The sequence below is a fragment of the Streptomyces sp. YJ-C3 genome, assembly GCF_053891275.1.
This window is the reverse complement of record NZ_CM132685.1, coordinates 5,224,350-5,243,670: the sequence shown is the minus strand read 5'-3', so window position 1 is coordinate 5,243,670 and position 19,321 is coordinate 5,224,350. Positions and strand designations below refer to the sequence as shown.

Genomic DNA, 19,321 nt, shown 5'->3' with positions numbered 1-19,321 from the left:
TGGAAACCGTGGCGCGCACCGGCTCCCCGCGCCGGCCGTACCGCCGCGGCTGGGGGTGCGCCATGGTTCAGCGCGGCAGCCGGGGCAGGCGGACGCTGCTTGAGCGCGACAGCGAGCTCGCCGCTGTCGACGAGGCACTCGGCGAGCTGGCCGGGCTGCGTCCCGCCGGCCTCGAGCCGCCCGACCGGCCGCACGGCGCACTGCTCGCCGTCGCCGCACGCGCCGGACTCGGCAAGACGACCCTGCTGGCCGAGGTGCGCAGGCGGGCCGCCGCCAAGGGCTGCACCGTCCTGTACGCACGCGGCGGCGAACAGGAACAGGGCGTCGCCTTCCACGTCGCACGCCAGCTCGTCCAGCCCCAGCTCGCCGGACTGCCCGAGACCGAACTCCGTGCCCGGCTGGGCAGTTGGTACGCCATCGTCGGCCCCGCGCTCGGCCTGTGCGCCGCCACCGACGGGGCGCCGCCCGACCCGCAGGGCCTGCGCGACGGCCTCGACTGGGTGCTCACCCACCTCGCCGTGCAGCGCGCCCCCATGGTCCTCGTCCTCGACGACGCCCACTGGGCCGACCCGGAGTCCCTGGGCTGGCTCGCCGCGTTCGCGCCCCGCGCCGAGGAGCTCCCGCTGCTGCTCGTCGTCGCCTACCGGCCCGAGGAGCTCCCCGACCATGCCGAGGCGCTGCGCGGTCTGCCGGGCCGCGCGGGTCGCCGGCCTCTCGGCCTCGAACCGCTCAGTGCGTCCGCCATCGCCCGGATGGTCCGCGAGTCCCTCGGCGCGCACGCCGACGACGCGTTCTGCCGCGAGTGCTGGGCCGTCACCGCCGGAAACCCCTTCGAGGCGGTCGAGTTGACCGCGAAGGTGCACGACCGCGGTCTCGCCCCGACGGAGAACGGGGCCCACCTGCTGCGCGACCTCGCCGCGGCCGTCAAGGGCAGCGGTCTCGTCGCCCGCCTCGAACGCCTCGGCGCCTCCACCGTTCGGTTCGCCTGGGCCTGCGCCGTCCTCGGGACCGAGATCTCCCCCGAACTCGCCTCCGCCGTCGCCGGGTTGGGCTCCGAGGAAGCCGCCGACGCCGCCGACCGGCTGCGTACGGCCCGCATCCTCACCGGGGTGGACACCCTCGAATTCGTCCATCCGCTCATCGCCACCGCCGTCTACCGCGCCATACCCGGCGGCGTCCGCGTCGCCCTGCACGGCCAGGCCGCATGGACCGTCGTCAACGCGGGGCTCGGCGCCTCGGCCGCCGCACGCCATCTCCTGGAGACCCACCCCGACGGCGACCCCTGGGTCGTGCAGCAACTGCGCGCGGCCGCACGCGAGACCGTCCGCGCGGGCGCCCCCGACGCCGCCCGCCGCTACCTGGCCCGCGCGCTGCGCGAACCCCCGCCCTTCGATGACCGGGCCGTCGTCCTCTACGAACTCGGCAGCGCCTCCCTGCTCACCGAACCCGCCACCACCGTGAACCATCTGCGCGCCGCGCTGGAAGAGCCCATCACCGACCCGGCGCTGCGCCACGGCATCGTCTACCGGCTCTCCCAAGTCCTCGCCCACAGCGACCGGCTGGCCGAGGCGTCCGAGATCCTCCGCCGCGAGATGCGCCGCACCACGGACTCCCGCGTCCGCCTGCGCATGCAGGCCGAACAGTTCATGTGGGACGCCTTCCGCGCCGACGAACCCGAGTCCCCGGCCCGCTCCCGGCGCCTGGCCGGACTCGCCGACCGGCTCACCGGCCGCGACCTCACCGAGCGCTACCTCATCGGGCTGCGCACCTGGGACGCCACCCTGCGCGGCGAACCCGTCGCCACCGTGATCCGGCACGCCGAACGCGCCCTGGCCGGCGGACTGCGCTGGGCCGCGGACGAGGACCGCGGCTTCGAGGTCCCCGTCCTCGTCGCCATGTCCTTCCTCTACGCCGACCGTCCCGGCCGCACCGAGGAACTCTTCGTCGAGGGCATCGCCGACTTCGAGCACGCGGGCTGGCGCGGCGCCCATCTCTCCTTCGCGTACACGATCCTCGGCTACGTCCGCTACCGGCGCGGACGCCTGGCCGAGGCCGAGGACTTCGCGCGCGCGGGCCTGCGCCTCGCCGAGCGCGTCGGACCCGGCACCCCGGCCCACTGGTACGCCGTCGGCACCCTCGTCGAGGTGCTCCTCGCCCGCGGCCGGGTCCCCGAGGCACAGGCCGTGGCGGAGACGTACGCCTTCGGGGAGCCGTTCCCCGCCGCCGTCGTCTTCCCCGACGCGCAGACCGTCTACGGGGAACTGCTGCTCGCCCTCGGCCGCACCAAGGAAGCCGCCGTCGAGCTCGCCGCGGCCGGACGCCGGCTCGACCCCCGCGGCATGCGCAACCCCGCCTGGTGCCCCTGGCAGCTGCACCTCGCCCGCGCCGAGGCCCACGACGCTCCGGAGCGCGCCCTCGCCATCGCCCAGGACGCCGTCGAACGGGCCCGCCTCTTCGGGGCGCCGTCCGCCATCGGACAGGCCCTGCGCGCCGCCGCCGAGGTCTCCTCCGGCGCGCCGCGCGCCAAGCTCCTGGAGGAGTCGGTCGCCCACCTCGAACGCTCACCGGCGGGATACGAACTGGCCTGTTCGCTCGTCGCCCTCGGCACGGAACTGCGCCGCACGGGCCGCGCCAAGGAAGCCGCCGACCAGCTCTACCGCGGTCTGGACGTGGCGGTCACCTGCGGCGCGGACGGCCTCGTGGAGCGGGCCCGCGACGAACTCGCCGCCGCGGGGCTGCGGCCCCGCCCGCTGCGCGGCGCGGCGACGGACACCCTGACGGCGCGGGAGCGCGCGGTCGCCGGGTGCGCCGCGCGCGGACTGTGCCCGGCGGAGATCGCGAGAAAGCTGCGTCTCGACGAGCAGACCGTCGTGCGGCTCCTGTCGTCGGTGTACCGCAAGGTCGGCACCGACCCGACCGGCCTCGCCGCGGCCCTGGAGGAGTAGCCGGGTCCGCCAAACCCCGAGGCGGGCCGTCGCCCACCGGCGACGTACGATGGACAGCATGTCCTTCCTCCGCCGCCGCGCAGCGACCCCCGCGGGCCCCGACTTCGACGTCCTGGCCATGGATCCGGGCGACTGGCCGGGCAACCTCGGCGCGGGCCTGCTGCCCGCCCCCGACGGCAGCTGCCAGGGTGTGTTCCTGCGCTACGACCTGTTCGGCGGCCGTGGTCCCGCGATGATCATCGGCAATCTGCCCGAGGGCTCACCGGCCCGGGAGACCGCCGAGGGCGAGATCCCCTTCGAGGTCGCCCAGCTGCTGATCGCGCTGGAGAACGACGAGGAGGTCACGGTCACCGAGGTCGAGGACGTCCCGGTGATGCAGGGCGACAACCTCCTCATCGTGCGGCGCCTGAAGCTGTCCGAGACGCGCATCTCCTGCGTCCAGTTCGACCGCAGCGACAACGTGCTCGTGACGATCGCCTCCTGGGACCGTCCGATCACCGACGACCTGTACGCGCTGCTCAAGCCGCTGCCCGCGGAGCTGTTCCAGCAGAGCTGACACCGGCCGCCCGATCCGGAGCGTTCCCACCCCTTGTCGCAGAGTCATCGGACCTCTAGCGTCACGAGGCATGCCTTCTGGGAATCCTGAGCGCTCTGAGACAGACGGAACCGACGGCACCAACGTCATCAACGGCATCAAGCGAAGAACCACCGTCAAAGGTGCGGCCGTCGGCGCCGCCCTGCTCGCCACGGGTCTCGGTCCTTTCGCCGGATCGGCGGCCGCTGCCGATCCACAGGCCGAGCCCTCCGATGAATTGCTGCTCTGGTACAAGGCTCCCGCGTCGGACTGGGAGCGCGAGGCCCTGCCCATCGGCAGCGGCGCCCTCGGCGCGATGGTCTTCGGCACCCTCGCCTCGGAGCAGCTGCAGTTCAACGAGAAGACCCTGTGGACCGGCGGTCCCGGCGCGCAGGACGGCTACGACTTCGGCAACTGGCGCAGTCCGCGCCCCGACGCCCTCGCCGATGTGCAGGGAAGGCTCGACGCGGAGACGCAGCTCGACCCCGACACCGTCGCCGCCGAGCTCGGCCAGGCCCGCATCGGCTACGGCGCCCACCAGACCTTCGGGGACCTCCGCCTCGACATCCCCGGCGCCCCCGCCGGGACCCCGGCCGACTACCGGCGCGCCCTCGACCTGCGCACCGCCCTCGCCACGGTCGCGTACACGGACGGGGACACCGTCCACGGGCGGGAGTACTTCGCCTCCCACCCGGACTCCGTGCTCGCGGGCCGTCTCTTCGCCGACCGCCCCGGCTCCGTCACCTGCACCCTGCGCTACACCTCGCCCCGCACCGACTTCACGGCGACCGCGACCGGCGACCGCATCACCGTGAGGGGGCAACTCGCCGACAACGGGCTGACGTTCGAGGCGCAGGTCCGGGTCCGGCACACCGGCGGCACGCTCACCGCGACCGACGACGGCAGCCTCACCGTCACCGGCGCCGACAGCGTGTCCTTCGTCCTGGCCGCGGGGACGGACTACGCGGACACCTACCCCGCCTACCGCGGGCCCGACCCGAGCGCCGCGGTCACCGCCGCCGTCGACCGGGCCGCGGCGAAGAGCCACACGGCGCTGCGCGACCGGCACCTGCGCGACCACCGTGCGCTCTTCGACCGGGTCGCCCTCGACATCCGCCAGACGCCGCCCGCCGGCGTCCCCACCGACCAGCTCCTGGCGCGCTACACGGGCGGGACGACCCCCGCCGACCGCGCCCTGGAGGCACTCTTCTTCCAGTACGGTCGCTACCTGCTCATCGCGTCCTCCCGGGCCGGCTCGCTGCCCGCGAACCTGCAGGGCGTCTGGAACCAGTCGACGACGCCGCCCTGGTCCGCCGACTACCACGTCAACATCAACCTGCAGATGAACTACTGGCTCGCCGAAGCCGCCAACCTGCCGGAGACCACGGCCCCGTACGACCGCTTCGTGACGGCGCTACGGGCCCCCGGCGAACGCACGGCCAAGGAGATGTTCGGCTCACGCGGCTGGGTCGTGCACAACGAGACCAACCCGTACGGCTTCACGGGCGTGCACGACTGGTCGACCTCCTTCTGGTTCCCCGAGGCCGCCGCGTGGCTCACCGCGCAGCTCTACGAGCACTACCGCTTCGGCGGGTCCACCGCCTACCTGCGCACCACCGCGTACCCGTTGATGAAGTCCGCGGCCGAGTTCTGGATCGACAACCTGCGCACCGATCCACGCGACAACACCCTCGTCGTCACGCCGAGTTACTCCCCCGAGCACGGCGACTTCACGGCGGGCGCCGCCATGTCGCAGCAGATCGTCCACGACCTGCTCACCAACACCCTGGAAGCGGCGCGGACGCTGGGCGACTCGCCTGCCTTCCGCGATCAACTGGCCGACACCCTCGCCGAGTTGGATCCCGGGCTGCGGGTCGGATTCTGGGGGCAGCTCCAGGAGTGGAAGACCGACCTCGACAGCCCCACCGACGACCACCGGCACGTCTCGCACCTGTACGCCCTGCACCCCGGGCGGCAGATCGAGCCCGACAGCACCTGGGCCGACGCCGCGAAGGTGTCGCTGACCGCCCGCGGTGACGGCGGCACCGGCTGGTCCAAGGCCTGGAAGATCAATTTCTGGGCGCGGCTCCGCGACGGCGACCACGCGCACAAGATGCTCTCCGAACAGCTCAAGGCGTCCACCCTGCCGAATCTGTGGGACACGCACCCGCCGTTCCAGATCGACGGCAACTTCGGTGCCACGTCCGGCGTCGTGGAGATGCTGCTGCAGAGCCAGTTCGACGTGATCGAGGTGCTGCCGGCGCTCCCCGCGAGCTGGCCCGACGGATCAGTGCGCGGACTGCGGGCCCGCGGCGGCGCCACCGTCGACATCGACTGGCAGGGCGGCCGCGCCACCCGCATCGTCGTCACCGCCGCCCGCACCCGCGAACTGACCCTGCGCAGCACCCTGTTCGGGGAGAAGACCGTCAAGGCCGTGGCCGGACGCCGGTACGTCTTCGACTGACCGTGCCCCGCGCAGCCGTGGGGCCCGGGTCCGCCCCCACGCGGACCCGGGCCCCACCGCACCACCGGAAAGGCCGGCTACGACACCGTGGACGGCACCACCTGGACGTCCGCCGCCCGCACATAGGCGACCCGGTGCGCGAACTGGATCTCGTAGTACACGTCCTTGCCCTTGACGACCTTGTGCGTCGACGTGTCGAAGGTGGGCGAGTAGAAGTACTCACCCGTCGTCCGCCCGCCGATCACATAGCGCTGCCCGGCCAGGAGCTTGTACGGCAGCGGCGAGACCGCCTGCGGCGTCATGCCCGCCGGATAGGCCGAGGCCTCCGGGTAGGCCCGCCCGTACACCGGGATCTCGCTCGCGCCCGCCTTGGGTGTGATCACAAGTCCCTTGGCGCCGAGGGCGGTCGGCTGCTTCGCCGGGTTCTTGAACCAGGCCTTCTGGCCGAGGTACCAGATCGCCGTCCAGTCGCCCTTGCGGTCGGCGACCGCGTACTGCTGGCCCGTCGAGACACGCGACGCCATGTCGTTCACGTCGATCGTGGAGTCCTGGCCGCCCGGCCGCAGACCGATGTCCTTGACGAGCGGGGCGTCCTCACTGGGCTCCGTGTACACGCGCACCGCGCTCGACCCGTGCGGCGCGCAGTCCTCACCGGCCTTGTCGCAGCCCGTGAAGCGCGGCTGGTTCTTCGCGAAGTCGGGCTTGATCGTGACGACCCCGGCGTTCGGACCCGCGGTGCGGTGGAACGGCTTGCCCATCAGTGCGAAGTAGTGCGCCCAGTCCCAGTACGGGCCGGGGTCCGTGTGCATCGACGGGATGGTCGACGTCGTCGGTCCCGGCACCGTGTCATGGCCCAGGATGTGCTGCCGGTCCAGCGGGATGTCGTACTTCTTCGCCAGGTACGACACCAGGCGCGCCGACGACCGGTACATCTCCTCCGTGTACCAGGAGTCGGGCTGCGCGAGGAAGCCCTCGTGCTCCAGGCCGATCGACTTGGCGTTCACGTACCAGTTGCCCGCGTGCCAGCCGACGTCCTTCGCCTTGATCGACTGCACGACGTGCCCGTCGGTCGAGCGCAGCGAGTAGTGCCAGGCCAGATACGTCTTGTCCTGGACCAGCTTCAGCGTCTGCTCCCACGTCGCCTCCGTGTCGTGGATGACGATGTAGTCGATGCTCTGGTCCTTGGGGCGGTCCGCCAGGTCGTGATTGCCGTAGTCGCCGTCGCCGAACTCCTCGTACGGCGCCGGGATCCACTCGCACGACACGGTCCTCGGGCACTCGGTGTCGGACGTGTCCGCCTTGCGCAGGCCCATCTTCTGAAGCTGTGCGGCCCGCGGCTTCGCGTCCGCGTCGGCGGCGAGCGTCACGCTCTGGCCGGCGTCCGTGGTCCGCTGCTCGCCGTCGCGGATCACGGCGAACACGTCGTTGGCGTACGTCGCCGCGGTCGCCGTGTCGTCCGCGCCGGAGAACGTCGCGATGGCGCCGTACCAGTCGGCCGGGTCGTCGCTGAGCGGCTTGCCGAGCTTCCTCTGTGCGGCCGCGAGCAGGGCGGCGCCGCCGCGCACATTGGCCGCCGCGTCACTGCGCAGCTGCTCGGCCGGAATGCCGGAGAGCTCCGCGGCGCGCGGCAACGTCCGCAGCCGGGCCGGGAGTTGGCCCTCGGTCGGGACGGCCTCGGAGGCCTTGAGCGGGGCGCGGGAGTCGTCGCCGCGGGCGTCGCCCTCCGCGTGGCTGTGCGCCACGGTGTTCTCGATCGCGGTCCGCGCGTCGGTGAGGTGCATGGGGCCGTAGCCGCCGGTGACGCTCGGCGCGCCGTCGTGCGCGTCCCATCGGGACTGCAGGTACGAGACGCCGAGCAGCACGCTCTGCGGCACCTGGTACTCGGCCGCGGCCGAGGCGAACGCGCCCTGAAGCAGCGCCGAAGGGGCCGCTCCGGCGTCCTGGGGCGGGGCCGCGCCGAGCAGCGGCAGCAGCAGGGCCGCCGTGGCGAGCGTGCCCGCCGCCCGCACGCCCGCACGGGGGCGTCTGGCGGGGATGGAACGGGTGGACCGATGCAACGGTGCCTCCTGGGAGGGTGGGTGGTGGGGATGCTGCTCGGGGCGTGCGGGGCGGGTTGTGCGTCAGTGGTATCGGCTCACCGACGATCCGTCAATCATCCGACGGGCAACGGAATTCCCCAGGATTTCCCATGTCAGCGGGCGTGTATATGGGTTTCCTGTGCGGTGGTGCGACCGCCTGCGGTGCGTCAGTGGAGTAGACCAATGGGCGGCTGCGGCCACGGTCGCGGACACACGAGAACGGGCGTGGGGGAAGCGGAGTGCTCCGCTTCCCCCACGCCCGCGTGGAGTTCACCGATCCACGGCTCCTGCAGCCGCCCGTCCAGAACCACGAAGATCCGCGGTGCACCGTCTTCCTCCCGGGCGCACCGCGGACCCGCGTCCCCGTCAGCGAGTGCCGACCGCCGCACGGACCGCCTTGCGGGCCATGTTGCAGTCGTCGTGCAGCCGGCGCAGCAACAGCCGCTGCTCCTCGCCGGACGGCGCAGCACCGGGGTGGGCCGGAACCGGTGCCGCCGGGGTCTGCTCGTGCAGGGAACGCTGCACGGCCGTCTCGTAGGTACGGATCTCCCGGGTCAGTACGAGCATCAGATTGACCAGGAACGCGTCACGCGCCGTCGGGCCGCCGGACTGCGCGAGCTGACTGATCTGCCGCCGCGCCACCGGGGCGTCGCCCAGCACGGTCCACAGGGTCGCCAGGTCGTAGCCCGGCAGGTACCAGCCCGCGTGCTCCCAGTCCACGAGCACCGGACCCGCGGGGGAGAGCAGGACGTTCGACAGCAGGGCGTCACCGTGGCAGAACTGGCCCATGCCGCCGCGGCCCGAGGTGTGAGCGATGCCGTGCAGCAGCTTCTGCAGGTCGCCCATGTCGCGGTCGGTCAGCAGACCGAGGTCATGGAACCGGTTGATCCGCTCCGCGTAGTCCAGCGGCGCGTCGAAGGTGCCCGCCGGAGGCCGCCACTGATTGAGCCGGCAGATCGCGCCGAGCGCGGCGCGCACGTCCGTCCGCGGAGGTGCCTCGACCGGGTGACGCTGCAGGGCCGCCACCCGGCCGGGCATCCGCTCGATCACCAGCGTGCCGTTGTCCGGGTCGGCCGCGATCAGACGCGGTACCCGCACCGGCGGCCGGTGTCGGACGAACGATCGGTATGCGGCTATCTCGTGCCGGATCCGCTCCGTCCACACGGGGGAGTGGTCCAGTAAACACTTCGCGACGGCGGTGCTGCGCCCGGTGGTTCCGACGAGCAGCACGGAGCGCGCACTGCGGCGCAGCACCTGCACCGGATGGAACTCCGGGCAGATCCGGTGCACCGAGGCGATCGCCGTGCGCAGCTGGGCGCCCTGAGGGCCGGACAAGTCGAGTCTCCCGCTGAGGGGTTGCGTGCCGAGCCCCGGGGCACGACGCGGCCGGCCGACGCCTCCGAGCGCCGCGGTCGCGGGCCGCATGGGGTCGAGGTACGGGCCGCTGCCGGACACCGCCGGACGGGCGGGGCGGGGCGGCCGGGGCGGGGCGGACACGGAGGACGATGCTGCGTACATGGGCGATACAGATCCCTTCGCGTGCCGACGAGTTGCCTGCGCCGCCCGGCCCGGCCGATGCGGTACACCCTGGGGAATGCCCTGCGGCGACCGGGTCGGGGTGGCGCATTCCTACCTGACACCCCGGTGCCGGGAGCACAACAGCTGGCGCACCCTGGCGAACCCTGGCGAATAGTCGCTCAGCAACTGACAGAGGGCTACTGTCAACTTCAGCCGAGAACCTGGGGGCTTACGTGAGCGGACAACCCAACACCCGTCTGAACGACCTGTTCGGCCTGGCCGGCTGGTCCAAGGGCGAACTCGCGCGACTCGTCAACCGGCAGGCGGCGGCCATGGGCCACCCCCAACTGGCGACGGACACCTCGCGAGTGCGGCGTTGGATCGACATGGGAGAGATCCCGCGCGATCCGGTACCGCGGGTGCTGGCGGCGCTGTTCACCGAGCGACTCGGCCGTGTCGTGACCATCGAGGATCTCGGTCTTGTCCGACACGGGCGCACGGGGAAACGGCAGGGCGGCGGGGACCTGGAGCAACAGGGTCCCGACGGAGTGCCGTGGGCGCCCGAGCGGACAGCTGCGGTCCTCACCGAATTCACGGGAATGGACCTCATGCTCAACCGACGCGGCTTGGTGGGCGCGGGTGCCGCGCTCGCCGCAGGATCCGCACTCAGCAGCGCCATGCACGACTGGCTGCACACCGACCCGGCCCTCGCGGCCGACGCCCCCAGGAACCACGATCCCCTGCACGCCGACCCCGCTGGGTTCGACCGCTACGAGGCCGCCCCCATCGGGTCGCAGGAGATCGAGGAACTGGAGCGCTCGGTCGAGGTGTTCCGGGCCTGGGACGCTTCCCGCGGCGGCGGGTTGCAGCGCAAGGCAGTCGTCGGCCAACTCAACGAAGTCGGCGGAATGCTCTCCTACCGCCACCCCGACCATCTGCAGCGGCGCCTGTGGGGCGTCGCCGCCAATCTCGCCGTGCTCGCGGGCTGGATGTCGCACGACGTCGGTCTGGAGCCCACGGCCCAGAAGTACTTCATCATCGCCGCGCACGCCGCGCGCGAGGGCGGCGACCGGCCGCGCGCCGGCGAAGCCCTCTCGCGGGCCGCCCGCCAGAAGATCCACCTGGGCGCGCCCGACGAGGCGCTGGACCTCATGAAGCTGGCCAAGTCCGGTGCGGGCGACGAGGTGTTGCCCCGGACGAGGGCGATGCTCTACACCATCGAGGCCTGGGCACAGGCGTCGATGGGCAAGGGCCAGGCGATGCGCCGCACCCTCGGCGAGGCGGAGGACCTCTTCGTCTCGGACCGGGGTGACGTGGCACCGCCGAGCTGGATGCAGATGTTCGACGAGGCGGATCTGCACGGCATGCAGGCCCTCGCCTACCGCACCCTCGCCGAGCACGAGCCGGGCGCCGCGGTCATCGCACAGCGCCATGCCAGGGAGGCCCTCGAGCTGCGGGCGGGCGGCCGTGACCGTTCGAAGATCTTCGACCACCTGTCGATGGCGTCGGCCTGCTTCATCGCCGACGATCCCGAACAGGCGGACCGGTACGCGCGATTGGCCCTGTCGTCGATGGGATCGAACTCGTCGCATCGCACCTGGGACCGGCTGCGCGAGATGTACCGGCTCACCGGCCAGTTCGCGGGCTATCAGAAGATCGAGGATCTGCGGCGCGAGATCAAGCTGGCCCTGCCGAAGGGAGCGACAGGGAAGCGCGTCCAGGCCTGAGCTCCGGACGAGGATCGGCACATCTTCCCGTACGTCCAGTACGTCGTCAGGAACCGATCCGGGCGACGAGCACGCAGGAGTCGTCGTCGCGCTCATCGGCGCCGAACTCGTCCACGACCAGACGCAGGCACTCCTGTGCGTCACGGGCCGCGGTCAGGCGTGGTGCCAGAGCGCTCCATCGGCCCTCGGCGGTGTCATCGGCTCCGTCGGCTCTGTTGTCGTGCCGCGGCACCAGGCCGTCGGTGTGCAGCAGCAGGACGTCGCCCTCGCGCAGCGTCCGGTCCGCCTGTCCGTAGACGGCGCCGGAGGTCACGCCGAGGAGGACGCCCTCAGGAGGCGTGAGCGCACGCCCCGTCCCGTCGCGGAAGAGCAGCGGGGCGGGGTGTCCCGCCTGCGCCCACGCCAGTGTTCGGGCCGCCGGGTCGTACCGGCAGCACAGGGCGCTGGCGAGGGAGGGCCCTGCGGAGGCATCGAGGAGGTGGTTCAGCCTGCCGAGCAGTTCGCCCGGTTCGGCGCCGCAGACGGCCATGCCGCGTACGGCGCCGAGCAGCATCGCCGTGCCGGAGGCGACCGCGACGCCACGCCCGGCCAGGTCGCCGATCGCCAACAAAGCCTGCCCGTCGGGCAGTTCGATGGCGTCGTACCAGTCGCCGCCGATCAGTCTGTCGGTGGTGGAGGGGAGGTGGAGGGCGGCGACATCGAGTGCGGCCCGGCCGTCGGCCGGGCCGGGGCCGCCGCGCGGGAGCCGCAGGGAGCCACGCCACGGCGGTAGCACGGCTTCCTGCAGCTCGACCGCGAGCCGGTGCTCGGTCTGCGCGATGTGCCGTTGGCGCTGGAGCGAGTCACGGGTCTCACTCACCGCACGCTGGCTGCGGCGCAGTTCGCTGACGTCGCGCACGACCGCCCACATGGAGGTGGTCGAGCCGTCGGCGTCGAGCACGGGCTCGCCCATCATGTGCACCGTGCGCACGGACTCGTCCGGGTGCACGACGCGGAACTCCCCGTCGATCGGCTTGCCGTCGATCAGGCAGTCCGTGACCATCGTGGTCAGCTTCGACTGGTCGTCGGCGTGCACCAGGGCCGGCAGCTCGTCGAGGGTGAGCGCGGGCGCGGCCGGGTCCCGGCCGAAGATCTGGTAGAGCTCCCCGGACCAGCTGGCCTCGTCGGTGAGCAGGTTCCACTCGGCACTGCCGACCCGGCTCAGCAGCGATCCCTGCTGAGACTCGGCGGCGGTGTGCCGGGGCGGCAGTCCGGCACGGGCTGTCGGGTCCTCCCGCAGCTGGGCCAAGTGCCGGTCCAGATCGCTGAGTTGATGCACCGCCAGCTCGTAGAGAGCGCGCTGCCACCGGGTCTCGGCGTCCGCCTCGTCGCCGGTGGAGCCCGCGGTCTCGCGGCGGACCGCGTCGACGTCGCCGAGCAGCCGACGTGTCTGCGAGATCAGCGCGTCGACCGTGCCACGCTCCGGCGGCTGGCCGGCGGGGCGGTCCGCGAAGACATGGGGGGGCATGACGAACTCCGATGCTGGCACGGGTGGCCACGGCGGACGGAAGGACCGGTTACGACTTTGGCACAGGCCGCCGGACCCCGTAAGGGATTTGGCCATACACGATGCGGTGGTGCTTCTGGCATATGTCGCAGTCCTCGTAAAGGCCCTTCCCGGCCCTTATGGTCGAACGCACGGCCGGTTCGGCGTACGCCTTGCTGGTCCGTCGGGCCCGCGTGAGTGGCCGAACGGCGTAGCGCTTCCTACGCCGCGGGCCGTCCGCGGCCCCGCCGCCGTGTCACCGGGCGGGTGGCCGTCGTCGAGAGCGTCACTGGTGGGCGGGGTGCCGCCGACTGGAAGGTGTCGTATGCGGCGCCGCTGTGACGGTGCTGAATGACTGCAAGATGCCGCGTGTACATCGCAAAAAGAATGACCAAGTGGGTTTGTGCGGGATATGGGCACCCGGGTCCGCCGATGTCCGGCGGACCCGAGGTGTCCGAATCTTGTCGCCCCCGTCCCGGCGTCCCGTGCTACGCGGTCGCCGGCGGCGGTGCCGTCGAGCCGCGCACCACGAGCTCGGGCTCGAAGAGCAGCTCGCCGGGCGGCACCGCGCCGCCCTGGATCTGCGCGACGAGCAGCTCGACCGCGGCGCGGCCCATCGCCTCGATGGGCTGGCGCACCGTGGTCAGCGGCGGCTCCGTGCAGTTCATGAACGCCGAGTCGTCGTACCCGACCACCGAGACGTCACCGGGCACCGACAGACCGGCGCGGCGCGCGGCACGCACGGCGCCGAGCGCGATGGGGTCGCTGGCGCAGATGATGCCGGTGATGCCGCGGGCCAGCAGCCGGGCCGCCGCCGCGTGCCCGCCCTCCAGCGAGAACATCGCCCGCTCGACCGCGTCGTCCGGCAGCTTCCCGCCCGCGGCCCGGGCGGCCGCACGCGCCGCGACCAGCTTGCGCCGCGAGGGGATGTGGTCGTCGGGGCCGAGGACGACACCGATGCGCTCGTGCCCGAGGGACGACAGGTGCCGCCACGCCTGCTCGACCGCGACCGCGTCGTCGCACGCCACGCAGGGGAAGCCGAGTCGCTCTATCGACGCGTTGACGAGCACCACGGGAACCTTGCGCTCGGCGAGCCGCTGATAGTGCCCGTGCTCGGCGTCGCCCTGCGCGAACAGACCGCCCGCGAACACCACGCCGGACACCTGCTGCTGCAGCAGCAGTTCCACGTAGTCCGCCTCCGAGACCCCGCCCTTGGTCTGCGTGCACAGCACCGGGGTGAGCCCCTGCTGGGCGAGCGCGCCGCCGATCACCTCGGCGAACGCCGGGAAGATCGGGTTCTGCAGCTCCGGCAGGACGAGTCCGACCAGTCGGGCCCGCTCGCCGCGCAGCTGCGTCGGCCGCTCGTAGCCGAGGACGTCGAGGGCGGTCAGCACCGCCTGTCTCGTCGCTTCCGAGACACCCGGCTTGTTGTTGAGCACCCGGCTGACCGTGGCCTCGCTGACTCCGACCTTCTTCGCCACCTGAGCAAGTCTGCGCGTCATGGAACGCAAGATTAGCGCAACGCTTGCGACTCGTTTGCGTGCCGGTGGCATCCGTCCGACGGTCGCCGCCTGGGGCCGGTCGTCCGATCAGGCGGCGGACCGGCGGGCCCGGAGTGCTCCGGTGCGGGCGCGGGGAAGGCATGGCCGCGTGAACAACGACACCGCCGACACCGTACGCGAATGGGCCCTGGAGGATCTGCCGGAGCTCACCTTCGATCCGCTGCTGGCCGACGTGCTGCGCGAGGAACCGGTGGCGCGGGTGCGCATGCCGTTCGGGCAGGAGCAGCACGCCTGGCTGGTCACCCGCTACCAGGACGTGCGCCTGGTCACCTCCGACCCGCGCTTCAGCCGCTCCGCGCTCGTCGGCCGCGAGGTCAACGGCATGATGGCGCACCGCGTCGCCGCCACCGTCGGCCTCAACTACGCGGATCCGCCCGAGCACACGCGGCTGCGGAAGGTGATGACGAAGGCGTTCACCGGCCGCACCATGAAGGGGCTGCGGCCCCTCGCCGAGCGCACCGCGGCCGAACTGCTCGACGCGATGGAGGAGGCGGGACCGCCGGCCGACCTGGTGGCGCACCTGCACGGACCGTTCCCGCTGGCCGTCGTCAGCGATCTGCTGGGCGTCCCGCCCGAGGACCGCGCGCGGCTCGCCGACTGGCCCGACGTGATCCTATCGGCCGGGCCCGGGCCCAAGTCCAGCGAGGCCGCGAAGGAACGCATGCGGCAGTACATCGTCGAACTCCTCGCCTCGCGGGCGGGCTCGACCGACGACGATCTCGCCTCCGTGCTCGCACGGGCCCGGGACGCCGGTGAGATCAGCGACGCGGAGACCGTCTCCCTGGCCACCGCCGTACTGGTCAGCGGCGCTCACGCGGTCCGCAACAACAGCGCGAACATGGTCTACATGCTGCTCACCCGCCCGGAGCTCGCCGACCGGCTGCGGGCCGAACCCGCGCTGCTGCCGGGGGCGGTCGACGAACTCCTGCGGCACATCCCGCACCGCAACGGCGTGGGGCTGCCCCGCGTCGCCACCGAGGACGTCGAGGTCGGCGGCGTCCTCATCCGCCGCGGCGAAGCCGTCTACGCCTCGTACCTCGCGGCCAACCGCGACCCCGACGCCTTCCCGGACCCGGACACCGTCGACTTCGACCGTACGGGCACGGCGCACCTCTCCTTCGGACACGGCCCGCACCACTGCATCGGCGCGATGCTGGCCCGGATGGAGTCCGAGGTGATGCTGGCCGGGCTGCTCGCCCGCTTCCCCGAGCTGCGTCTCGCGGGCGATCCGGGCGACATCGTCTGGCAGAGCAAGGGGTTCATCCGTGGCCCGCGGGAGCTGCCGGTGACCTGGTGACGGCCACGGGGGCCCGTCCGGGTCCCGTCCCTCAGCCGCCGACGGGGCTTGAAATGAGCACCTTTTCGGCCAGCAGTTCCAGCAGGCGCCGGTCGTCCTCGGCGCTGCCCCGGGCCGCGGGGTCTCCCGGATACGTGTCGAAGAGCACGTGGGTGGCCCCCAGTTCCGCGAGCGTCTCCACATCGGCCCGGATCTGCTCGATGCTGCCGTGCCCCAACGGCCGGTCGTCCGTGTCGGGCACGGACCCCACCGCCACCTGGACGCGCGGCGCGAACTCCGGCACCGGGCGCCCCGCCCGCTCCGCCTCCTCCGCCAGCCGGGGCAGCCGCTCGCGCAGCCCCGCGAGCGTCGGCCGGAACGGATGCCACGCCTCGCCGAGCCGCGCCGCCCGGCGCAGCGCCGCGGGGGAGTCGCCGCCCACCCAGACCGGCAGGTGCGGCGACGTCGCGGGGGCCGGCGCCGTGCGGACGCCCTCGAAGGACACGTACCGCCCCTCGAAGCTGCACGGGTCCTGCGTCCAGGCCGCCCGGATCGCGGTGAGGTACTCGTCGGTGATGGCCCCGCGCTCCTCGAACGGCACGCCCAGCGTGCGGTACTCGGCGGCCGACCAGCCGACGCCCGCGCCGAGGACGAACCCGCCGTCGGTCAGCTGGTCCAGGTTGGCGGCGAGCCGGGCCGTGTGCAGCGGATGCCGGTAGGGGATCACGGTGATCGTCGTGCCGAGAGCGAGGCCGGGCACCCGTCCGGCGAGATGGGCCGCGAGCAGGAACTGGTCGTAGAACGGGGCCGGGTAGACGGAGTGCACGTCCGGGGTGACCGCGATGTGGTCCGAGATCATCGCGAGGGTGAACCCGAGGTCACGGGCGTCCGTGGCCTGGCGTACCAGGTTCTCGGGGGTCGTGCCGGAGCCGAAGTTGAGGAGGTTGACGCCGTATCGCATGACGCGAAGTCTTGATCATTTGAGGCGGGGCGTCGAAGCCGGGCGATCAGTTCAAGCCGCGCGCCTCCCGCTGCCGGGATCGTCCGCGGCTCCGGACAGGCGCGCGGCCGTGCCGTCGGGTCAGCTCTCCGGCAGTGCGAAGATCCCGTAGCCGAATCCGTCCGCCTTGACCGTGACCCCGTCCCCGGTCACTCGCACGCCGTCCGCCTCGACCTCCCGCGCCCCGGCCAGCCGCTGGTCGTCCGCGCTCCAGCTCTGTTGCTGCGCGCCTGGATTGACGACCACGAGGAACCGGTCCCCGCGGACGTACACGAAGGGATGGCCGTCGTGCAGCACCTCGACGGGGGAGTCGTGGCCCAGCGCCGGGGTGGACCTGCGCAGTGCGACGAGACGGCGCACGAGATGCAGCAGGGAGTGCTCGTCGGCGCGCTGCGCGGCGACCGAGGGGCGGTGCGGGTCGGGGTCGAGCGGCAGGTAGAAGCGCTCCTCGGGCGCGGTCGAGAAGCCGGCGCCCGGACCGTCGTCCCACTGCATCGGCGTACGGGAACCGGCCCGGTTGTAGTGCGGGCCGAGGACGCTGCCCTCGGTGTCGGGCAGGCCCGGCACGTACCGCATGCCGATCTCGTCGCCGTAGTAGATCGCCGGGAGCGTCGGCCAGGTGAGCTGGAACGCGAACGCTGCCGGGAGCTGACCGGCCGTGCGGGGACCGCAGTTGAGGCGGGAGAAGTCGTGGTTGGCGGTGGGCAGGGACACGAAGCCGGTGTCGCCCAGGGCGGTGGTCGCCGCGCGCCAGGCCTCGACGAACGGGCGGGGTGATCCGCGTCCCGAGGCGTCGAAGAAGCAGTCCAGCGGATCCCACGCGTCATTGATCGTGCCCGCCCCGTTGTTCCAGAGCGAACGCATCGGCAGGCCGTCCGCGGGGCCACCGAACTGGAGGAAGAAGTCGGCGTGGAATCCGGCCGGTACGGACACCTGCGGGTCGCCCCACTCGGACAGCAGAACCGCCTGCGGATGAGTGCGGTCGAGCCAGTGCCGCAGCTCGGTCCAGACGGCCGAGGTCGCCCGCTTGTCCGGGTCGTCCTTCACCAGCGACGCCGCCATGTCGACCCGGAACCCGGACAGCCCCAGACGCAGCCAGTGGTCCATGATGTCGCGCAGCGCCGCCCGGTTGGCGCGCGGCCCCTCGGCATCCACCGGCTGCCGCCAGGGCTCCTGCGAACTCTCGCGGGCGTAACCGAAGTTGAGGGCGGGCTGCGAGTCGAAGAAGTTCGGCAGATACGCGCCCGCACGAGTGCCGGGGGAGGGCACGAAGCCGTCCGGGACGCCGTCCGCGGTCCAGATGTAGCGGTGGTCGGCGGTGTCGTCCACGGCCGCGCGGAACCAGGGGTGCCGGTCCGAGGTGTGCCCGGCGACCAGGTCGAGCAGCACCCGGATGCCGCGCCGCCCGGCGAGATCCACCAGCTCGGCCAGGTCGTCGCCGGAGCCGTAGCGCGGAGCCACCGTCAGATGGTCCGCCACGTCGTACCCCGCGTCGCGGAAGGGCGACACGAAGCACGGATTGATCCAGACGGTGTTGACGCCGAGCCAGGCCAGATGGTCGAGCCGTTCGACGATGCCGCCCAGGTCACCGATCCCGTCCCCGTCCGAGTCGGCGAACGACTGGGGGTAGATCTGGTAGAACACGGCGTCGGACAGCCAGGCCGGGGCGGGGCGGAACGCGGTCATGGAGCGCCAACTGCCTTTCGGTCGAGGGAGATCGAGCCTACGAGCAGTGGCGGACCAGGGCTAGCGGGCCGGTCCGGGTCTCACGTGTGCGGGACGACCGCGATCGGGCTGGTCACGTGATGCACCACGGAATGCGCCGTGCAGCCCAGCCGGGCCGTGGCGCAGCTGCGCCCGATCACCGTGAGGCTCGCCGCCGTCGACGCCTTCAGGAGGTGGTGGCCCGGCTGCCCGTACACCAGCCGCTCCACCACCGGGACCTCCGGGTACTTCGCCCGCCACACCTGGAGCGCGCCCGCCAGGGCCCGGCGGCGCAGCGTCTCGCGGCGCGCCGCGTCCCCCGGCAGCGCCGCGCCCTGCGAGTCGCCACGCAGCGGCGGCAGGGTCCAGGCGTGCAGGGCGTGCAGCTCGGTGCCGCGCAGGGCCGCCGCCTCGAAGGCGTACGACAGCACCTCGTCGGCGGGGGCCGTCACGTCGAGGCCGACCACCACCGGCAGGAACCCGGGGCCGTCGTGGACGTGCTCGTCCTGCGGGAGTTCGCCCGCCCGCACCAGGACGACCGGCCGGTCGGCCTGTGCCGTCACGGCGAGTGCCACCGAGCCGACGAGGAACCCGGCGTACCCCGTGAAGCCGCGCGAGCCCAGGACCAGTGTCTCGGACACGGTGGCCGCTTCCAGGAGCGCGGTGATCGGCGGCGCGCTGCGACGGCGGGCCAGGATCTCCAACGCGGGGTGCGCGTAGGCGAGTTGAAGTGCGACGCGGTCGAGGACGCCGCGCCCCGGCAGATCGACGTCGGCCAGCGGCGGCGCGAGCCGCTTTCCGCTGTCGGCGTGCAGCAGGCGCAACGGCAGGCCGCGCCGCAGCGCCTCGCGAGCCGCCCAGTGGGCGGCGTCCATGCTCTCCCGCGAACCGTCCGTCCCGACGGTCAGGACGCGCATGCTGGTCATGGCGGAACCTCTCGATGACGTG

General features: G+C 72.6%; 12 protein-coding genes. 5 read left to right on the top strand and 7 right to left on the bottom strand.

Features of this window, described 5'->3' with window-relative positions:
* The first annotated feature begins 62 nt into the window (after positions 1-62).
* The 3 genes from ACVHNB_RS23380 (at position 63) to ACVHNB_RS23370 (ending at position 5,983) form a co-directional block, all read left to right on the top strand.
* The gene (locus ACVHNB_RS23380; RefSeq protein ID WP_456225782.1) at positions 63-2,945 is read left to right on the top strand and encodes a helix-turn-helix transcriptional regulator; all 2,883 of its coding nucleotides are present in this window, start codon (positions 63-65) and stop codon (positions 2,943-2,945) included.
* A 58-nt stretch (positions 2,946-3,003) separates the two neighbouring features.
* Positions 3,004-3,501, top strand: coding sequence for a hypothetical protein (locus tag ACVHNB_RS23375; protein WP_428956738.1), 498 nt, complete (start codon positions 3,004-3,006; stop codon positions 3,499-3,501).
* A 259-nt stretch (positions 3,502-3,760) separates the two neighbouring features.
* Entirely contained in the window at positions 3,761-5,983 is a 2,223-nt protein-coding gene (locus ACVHNB_RS23370; RefSeq protein ID WP_456228931.1) for a glycoside hydrolase family 95 protein, read from the top strand.
* Positions 5,984-6,060: 77 nt separating this feature from the next.
* Here ACVHNB_RS23370 and ACVHNB_RS23365 read toward each other — a convergent pair whose 3' ends face one another.
* Entirely contained in the window at positions 6,061-8,040 is a 1,980-nt protein-coding gene (locus ACVHNB_RS23365) for an N-acetylmuramoyl-L-alanine amidase (RefSeq protein WP_456225781.1), read from the bottom strand.
* A 387-nt stretch (positions 8,041-8,427) separates the two neighbouring features.
* Complete coding sequence (locus tag ACVHNB_RS23360) at positions 8,428-9,579, bottom strand: aminoglycoside phosphotransferase family protein (RefSeq protein WP_428956740.1); 1,152 nt, start codon at positions 9,577-9,579, stop codon at positions 8,428-8,430.
* Positions 9,580-9,812: 233 nt separating this feature from the next.
* On the opposite strand from ACVHNB_RS23360, the gene ACVHNB_RS23355 reads away from it, so the two are divergent.
* Positions 9,813-11,306, top strand: coding sequence for a DNA-binding protein NsdB (locus tag ACVHNB_RS23355; RefSeq protein WP_428956741.1), 1,494 nt, complete (start codon positions 9,813-9,815; stop codon positions 11,304-11,306).
* A 46-nt stretch (positions 11,307-11,352) separates the two neighbouring features.
* Here the strand turns inward: ACVHNB_RS23355 and ACVHNB_RS23350 are convergent, their stop codons facing one another.
* Together ACVHNB_RS23350 and ACVHNB_RS23345 are read right to left on the bottom strand one after the other, a co-directional pair.
* Positions 11,353-12,813, bottom strand: coding sequence for a PP2C family protein-serine/threonine phosphatase (locus ACVHNB_RS23350; RefSeq protein ID WP_456225780.1), 1,461 nt, complete (start codon positions 12,811-12,813; stop codon positions 11,353-11,355).
* 506 nt (positions 12,814-13,319) lie between these two features.
* The gene (locus tag ACVHNB_RS23345; RefSeq protein ID WP_428956743.1) at positions 13,320-14,333 is read right to left on the bottom strand and encodes a LacI family DNA-binding transcriptional regulator; all 1,014 of its coding nucleotides are present in this window, start codon (positions 14,331-14,333) and stop codon (positions 13,320-13,322) included.
* Between the two features lie 148 nt (positions 14,334-14,481).
* On the opposite strand from ACVHNB_RS23345, the gene ACVHNB_RS23340 reads away from it, so the two are divergent.
* The gene (locus ACVHNB_RS23340; protein ID WP_456225779.1) at positions 14,482-15,690 is read left to right on the top strand and encodes a cytochrome P450; all 1,209 of its coding nucleotides are present in this window, start codon (positions 14,482-14,484) and stop codon (positions 15,688-15,690) included.
* 31 nt (positions 15,691-15,721) lie between these two features.
* Here ACVHNB_RS23340 and ACVHNB_RS23335 read toward each other — a convergent pair whose 3' ends face one another.
* The 3 genes from ACVHNB_RS23335 to ACVHNB_RS23325 form a co-directional block, all read right to left on the bottom strand.
* Positions 15,722-16,630 (bottom strand): TIGR03619 family F420-dependent LLM class oxidoreductase, encoded by a 909-nt coding sequence (locus ACVHNB_RS23335; RefSeq protein WP_428956745.1) that lies wholly within the window; start codon positions 16,628-16,630, stop codon positions 15,722-15,724.
* 120 nt (positions 16,631-16,750) lie between these two features.
* Entirely contained in the window at positions 16,751-18,355 is a 1,605-nt protein-coding gene (locus ACVHNB_RS23330) for an alpha-amylase family glycosyl hydrolase (protein ID WP_456225778.1), read from the bottom strand.
* Between the two features lie 80 nt (positions 18,356-18,435).
* The gene (locus ACVHNB_RS23325; protein ID WP_428956747.1) at positions 18,436-19,299 is read right to left on the bottom strand and encodes a universal stress protein; all 864 of its coding nucleotides are present in this window, start codon (positions 19,297-19,299) and stop codon (positions 18,436-18,438) included.
* Positions 19,300-19,321 lie beyond the last annotated feature (22 nt).

Bases quoted from the DNA above. Each gene is read 5' to 3' on its own strand.
- ACVHNB_RS23330 (WP_456225778.1), bottom strand. From the start codon at position 18,355: ATGACCGCGTTCCGCCCCGCCCCGGCCTGGCTGTCCGACGCCGTGTTC.
- ACVHNB_RS23375 (WP_428956738.1), top strand. From the start codon at position 3,004: ATGTCCTTCCTCCGCCGCCGCGCAGCGACCCCCGCGGGCCCCGACTTC.
- ACVHNB_RS23335 (WP_428956745.1), bottom strand. From the start codon at position 16,630: ATGCGATACGGCGTCAACCTCCTCAACTTCGGCTCCGGCACGACCCCC.
- ACVHNB_RS23360 (WP_428956740.1), bottom strand. From the start codon at position 9,579: ATGTACGCAGCATCGTCCTCCGTGTCCGCCCCGCCCCGGCCGCCCCGC.
- ACVHNB_RS23380 (WP_456225782.1), top strand. From the start codon at position 63: ATGGTTCAGCGCGGCAGCCGGGGCAGGCGGACGCTGCTTGAGCGCGAC.
- ACVHNB_RS23350 (WP_456225780.1), bottom strand. From the start codon at position 12,813: ATGCCCCCCCATGTCTTCGCGGACCGCCCCGCCGGCCAGCCGCCGGAG.
- ACVHNB_RS23325 (WP_428956747.1), bottom strand. From the start codon at position 19,299: ATGACCAGCATGCGCGTCCTGACCGTCGGGACGGACGGTTCGCGGGAG.
- ACVHNB_RS23345 (WP_428956743.1), bottom strand. From the start codon at position 14,333: ATGACGCGCAGACTTGCTCAGGTGGCGAAGAAGGTCGGAGTCAGCGAG.